This window comes from Planococcus sp. APC 3906 (assembly GCF_030407685.1).
Lineage (GTDB): Bacteria > Bacillota > Bacilli > Bacillales_A > Planococcaceae > Planococcus > Planococcus koreensis.
In genome coordinates this window covers 1-4813 of the sequence record NZ_JASDCW010000055.1, presented here as the reverse complement: position 1 = coordinate 4813, position 4813 = coordinate 1, and the positions used below count along the sequence as shown (strand labels likewise).

At 35.6% G+C, this 4813-nt stretch carries 4 protein-coding genes; all 4 read right to left on the bottom strand.

The window, feature by feature from the left end; translation table 11 throughout:
- Positions 1-190: 190 nt before the first annotated feature.
- Positions 191-622 (bottom strand): SMI1/KNR4 family protein, encoded by a 432-nt coding sequence (locus QMA09_RS16840; RefSeq protein ID WP_290213963.1) that lies wholly within the window; start codon positions 620-622, stop codon positions 191-193.
- 72 nt (positions 623-694) lie between these two features.
- Positions 695-988 (bottom strand): hypothetical protein, encoded by a 294-nt coding sequence (locus QMA09_RS16835; protein WP_290213962.1) that lies wholly within the window; start codon positions 986-988, stop codon positions 695-697.
- Between the two features lie 194 nt (positions 989-1182).
- The gene (locus tag QMA09_RS17220) at positions 1183-1467 is read right to left on the bottom strand and encodes a hypothetical protein (protein WP_416145534.1); all 285 of its coding nucleotides are present in this window, start codon (positions 1465-1467) and stop codon (positions 1183-1185) included.
- A 1473-nt stretch (positions 1468-2940) separates the two neighbouring features.
- Positions 2941-3744 (bottom strand): SMI1/KNR4 family protein, encoded by an 804-nt coding sequence (locus QMA09_RS16825; RefSeq protein ID WP_290213960.1) that lies wholly within the window; start codon positions 3742-3744, stop codon positions 2941-2943.
- Positions 3745-4813: the final 1069 nt, after the last annotated feature.

Genomic DNA, 4813 nt, shown 5'->3' with positions numbered 1-4813 from the left:
TGGAATCCTGGGTGTTTTACAACGATCAATATCAATGATCAAGGTATTATCCTCAGGTTCGAATAGTGAATTCAAATAAAGATAACCTCGGTATTGAAGTAGCTCAGAATAATGCATGAAAATCCCCTTCCCTAAATATCATTCTAATTTGACAGCATCTGAATGTAACATAATTGCTAATAAGTTACATTCAATCTTCGTCAAAATCTTCTAAGTCTTCTTGAGCGATGATAATAAAATCTTTTAAAGTAGGAGCTAGCTCTTCTGTTTCATCTGTTTCATGGAGCCATAAATAAACTGGATCTTTTGCTTTCCCATCTTCTACTTTCAAGCACAAGTAATCCCCAGTACCATCTTCAGCAATCGCAATCAGATCATCGGAAATCTCTCCATCCAAAACTTCCTCATTTTGTCTAACCACGTCGTCCCACGTTTTTTTCATATTCTTAGGGTCTTTGATGGGAAATAGAGTCCACTCTCCAACTTCAGGACCATTGGCCAATTTAAACAATTGAACATACTGATCCGGGAAACGAATAGTGAACTTTCGTTCCGTTTCTCTTATCGCTGACTCCTCTACACCCTTTTTATTTGTCCCCAACAACTTAATAATCTCTTGCATAATTTGACCTCTATTCTTTAATTTAGCTGCCAATCTGAATGTAACTTAATTCACAATAAGTTACATTGAGAACTAGCTGACTTTTTCTTTGTTAATAATCCCTTTTATCAAACACCAAACTCCAACTAGACAGATAACAGGGAAAATAAGCATTGGATAAACGATTTCTGCCCACCCAGTAGTTTCAACAGATCCAAATGTTGCATAAAGTCCTCCAATAAGCCAAGAAAAAAATGGTGCAACTACAATTATCAAAGTAATCCCCCATAAAATTTGCTTCTCTTTCTGCGGCTTGTGTCTACTCCATATATAAGCGACAGCCAAACCGACACTTGAAATTACCAGAGGTAAAACAACTTCTAACATGAGTATGAGTCACTTCCTTAACTTTTAATTTGCATCAAATTTTCGAAGTAATGTTGATATATATTAATCCTCTGTTTCTCACATTCTAATAATCGAATGTAACTTAACTGCACTTAAGTTACATTTACTTTCGCTAAAATAGCAACTTTCATTTGTTCCATATCCTAGCCCATAAACATATTGTGAAATTCCCCTTACCATTCCCGCCATTCTTCGGTAATGTCTTCCTCAGTCTCGAGCCCTGCTTCCTGCGCTTTGTCTATGATGAAATCACAGAGTTCCTCCCGTTCGAGTGTCTCAATGAAAAAGTCGTATATTTCATTTAGCGCATTTAAACGGAGGACCGTTTCTTTCACTTTTTTTATGATTTTCTCTTCGAATGGCTCTTGAAGGACATAAAGTCCATCTAAATAGTTTTGCAGTACTTTTTCGGTTGCTACCAGATTTTCTTCAGTAAACTGGTTATCTCCGTCGTCCATCCTTATTCTCCACTCTTGGGTAGGCAAAGGATGTTCTCCCTGATTGACATTTTGAGGTGCCGATTCAATGTCCTCCAGTATTAAGCTCTCAATATACGAGGGGCGGTCATGCACAGATGTCACCTCTTTTAAGCGGTGGGAATAATGCTTATTTTCTGTAAAATAAACATATTCCAACCCGATACAAGGAGAGACATCACCATCCACGACAACGGAATCTGCAAAAATTAAGGTTTTCAGGTTCCGAAGGCGCTTTGTAAATTTAATGGACGGAATATTTCCACAGGCACTTAAACTCAAATACTCCAGCGATTGGACTTTTTCAATTGGCGAAAGGTCTTGTATGTTTTTGACAAACTCTATTTGGAGTTTCTTCAGGTTTTCCGACAGATGTTGTATCGCTTCGATGTTAGTCAGGGTCTTCATTCTAAACAGACCCAGATGTCTCAATTTCTTCAATCCTTGAATCCCTTCTAAGGAAATGATGTTGGAGTTCATGAGCTCAAGATGTCCAAGAGCTTTAAGATCTGTGAACTCCTCCAAATTTTCCCCTTTAGATTTGTAGCCTCTAACCATCATTTTCCTTAAATTGATCAGGCTGCCGATGGCCATGGTCTTAGGAGGCAATTTACCGTATATCTCTTCCACAGATGTTAATTGGCTAAGATCAATCGCCAAGGAAGAGGAAGCATCAGTTATTATCAAAGCTTTAAGCGCCTTCAAGTGATAGGCTCCGTCAAAATTCTTCACACTCGGTCCTTCCAGTATTAAAGCTTCAATGTTTGGGCATTCACTTAGGAAGTCGATTTGAGGTTCTCCATAGCGATAAGTAATCTCTAAATTTTTGATTTGGTGTGTTTTGATGTAATCAATTGATTCTTGTACATTATCCTTGCCAATTAACACAGTAGTTCCATTCCTGTCTTTTTTTAAACGAACTTTACTTTTTTCCATATGTCCTCCTTGAGCAACTTTTATTATCAGATTCGAAACTCTTACGTTAAATATACTTAGAACAACATATAATAGCTAGATAAATCTGGAAATAAAACCGTTCGTAAAAATACACTTATACAAACAAAAAAGGAGAGAAGATAAGCTTTAATCAGCCTCTTCCCTCACTCTAAATTCAAACAGCTTCTGATAAAATGCTGATATATAAACTTGAATTCACTACTGCATTTATTCGAATAATGAGCCGCTATGAATTATTCCTTGCCACACTCTAAGCATCTGCGATCCTTATCATCCTCACCATAAATCCTAATTTCCTTTTCTTGTCCGCAAACCTGGCTGCTTTCGAAATATATTTGTGGTAGAATTCCAGCTGTGGCTAGTGGAATCTACTTGTTTTCATATAGTTTTTTCCTCATCCCGTATTCAATTAGGATTAAATTACATCTCGATTCAATCCATAGTTTCCACTTTCACCAAGATTCGATTCCCTATAGCGGCCTTTAATTAAAGCAATTCTTATCTTTTTTGACGGAAAAACATTTCCACATAGTAAACAATTTGATTGTCACGTTTAATAATAGAGATTATCTCTTCTACACCTTCGGAAGAAAATATGCCTCTCTTATAAAATTCATTCGCGAAATTGGCTGCAACCTCTTTTATTTCAAGAACAGGACTTTGAAGAAGATCAATCATGCTTTGTTCTATAAATGTTTCATTCCCTTTCCGATTTTCAAAAAGGTAGTTCAATGCAGGAATAATCTCTCTTTGATTCGTGGTTGATAAAGCTGATTTAAGATCATCAAGGGACCAAATTTTTTTCCCTTGTTCGTAATCAGTATCGTCAGGTTCTACCTCGTCTTCAAGTTCTGTTTCATATACATACAAGCCCTCTAAGAATGACTCGAAATCTGGAGCTAATTCAATAATTTGATTGGCTTCAACATCAACATAGATAATTGGCGGTTCTGACTTTGTTTTTCTGTAATCAAACGCAACCCATGTGTGCCCATCCCCAGAAAATAAGACTATATTTTTTGGTAATCCCCATTCATTTATTAAATATTCACTTTCCACTACCCCTTCTTCCTCACCAATTCCTAAAATGTGGTCCACATTGATATGGTCATCAGCCCAAGAGGTCGGGACGCCACATGGGAATGCATTATAATAGATGTATCCGCCATTCTGTTTTTTCAGAAGTTTGATATACGACTTGGGGAATTTCACTTGCAGTTTTTCTTCTGCGCTTTCAATTGTTTTAGCGGTTAAGGGTACTAATTTATAGATTTCATCATCTTTTTGCCAAAAATTCTTCATTGCCTTATCACTCCCATGATGTAATAAAAATCTTTTACCAAGCACTTTCCATACTCATTTAGACCTCATAGCTGATTCCACTTCTAATGGTCTCCTACTTCTGAAATCATTCATAAAAATTATAAAGAGGTATCTTACATCTGTTTTTTATAAAATTGATAGTCATTATGAGCAATATAATCTCATTTTTTTTCAGTTGTAAGGTCTATAATCTCAAAAACCATTATGCTGAGTATTATTTAGTAAATCCCTCATTTTCAGTTTCATAAATTACTTCTTTTCCCTCTTCTATTGATAAATCCGTATTCGCTGCAATTTTTTCAGGAGTTAGATCCAAAATATGCATCTTAATTACTTTAGCCCCAAGCATTATACTTTCTGTATACTCTCCATGTGATAAATTTCCAAATACCTTCTTCTATAATGAATTACTCCTCTTTCATCCCACTATTTATCTTTATCAATTCTCTGGATGTATTATTTATAGTAATCTGATTGTTTGAAATCGCCAGTTAGCCCTCAATATAAAAAGTATTAAATCCTCATGCAAATCTCTAAGCTACTGTATTAAGCACACTTGAATTAATCCATTTAGAAAAGAATAATTAGATACTTGAAGCAGGCCTTATCAGAATTGAGGACCCTCTTCTTCAAGATGCGGATTAAGTCAAGAAAATGCTTCTTTTATAGCATTTTCATAAGTATCATCACTTATTTTTTCACCGTGTTCGAATAATTTTTTTCAAACGGTATCAAAAAGGCTGCTTGGAATATCAGGGAATTTATTTTCGAAATCCTCTCTTTCATCTAATTGATTTAGCGATGCAACGATTCTACATTTAGATTAACACTAATTTCCATAATACGTAGATGGATTAATCCCTCTTGCTTTCTTGAATAAATCCGTTCGTAAAAGTACACTTCGCCGAACAAAAAAAGAAGCTCTCATTTAAGCTTCTCCCCCTTCTTATAATCCAGTGATATGTAAACTATGTCTTGACGATTTCAACTTCAAAGCTGTACAGAACAGTCTTTTGAATGTATCATTTTTTTATGAAAATTCACTGTT

Excerpts from the sequence above, each read along its gene's own strand:
- QMA09_RS16835 (WP_290213962.1), bottom strand. The coding sequence starts at position 988 with ATGTTAGAAGTTGTTTTACCTCTGGTAATTTCAAGTGTCGGTTTGGCT.
- QMA09_RS16825 (WP_290213960.1), bottom strand. The coding sequence starts at position 3,744 with ATGAAGAATTTTTGGCAAAAAGATGATGAAATCTATAAATTAGTACCC.
- QMA09_RS17220 (WP_416145534.1), bottom strand. The coding sequence starts at position 1,467 with ATGGACGACGGAGATAACCAGTTTACTGAAGAAAATCTGGTAGCAACC.
- QMA09_RS16840 (WP_290213963.1), bottom strand. The coding sequence starts at position 622 with ATGCAAGAGATTATTAAGTTGTTGGGGACAAATAAAAAGGGTGTAGAG.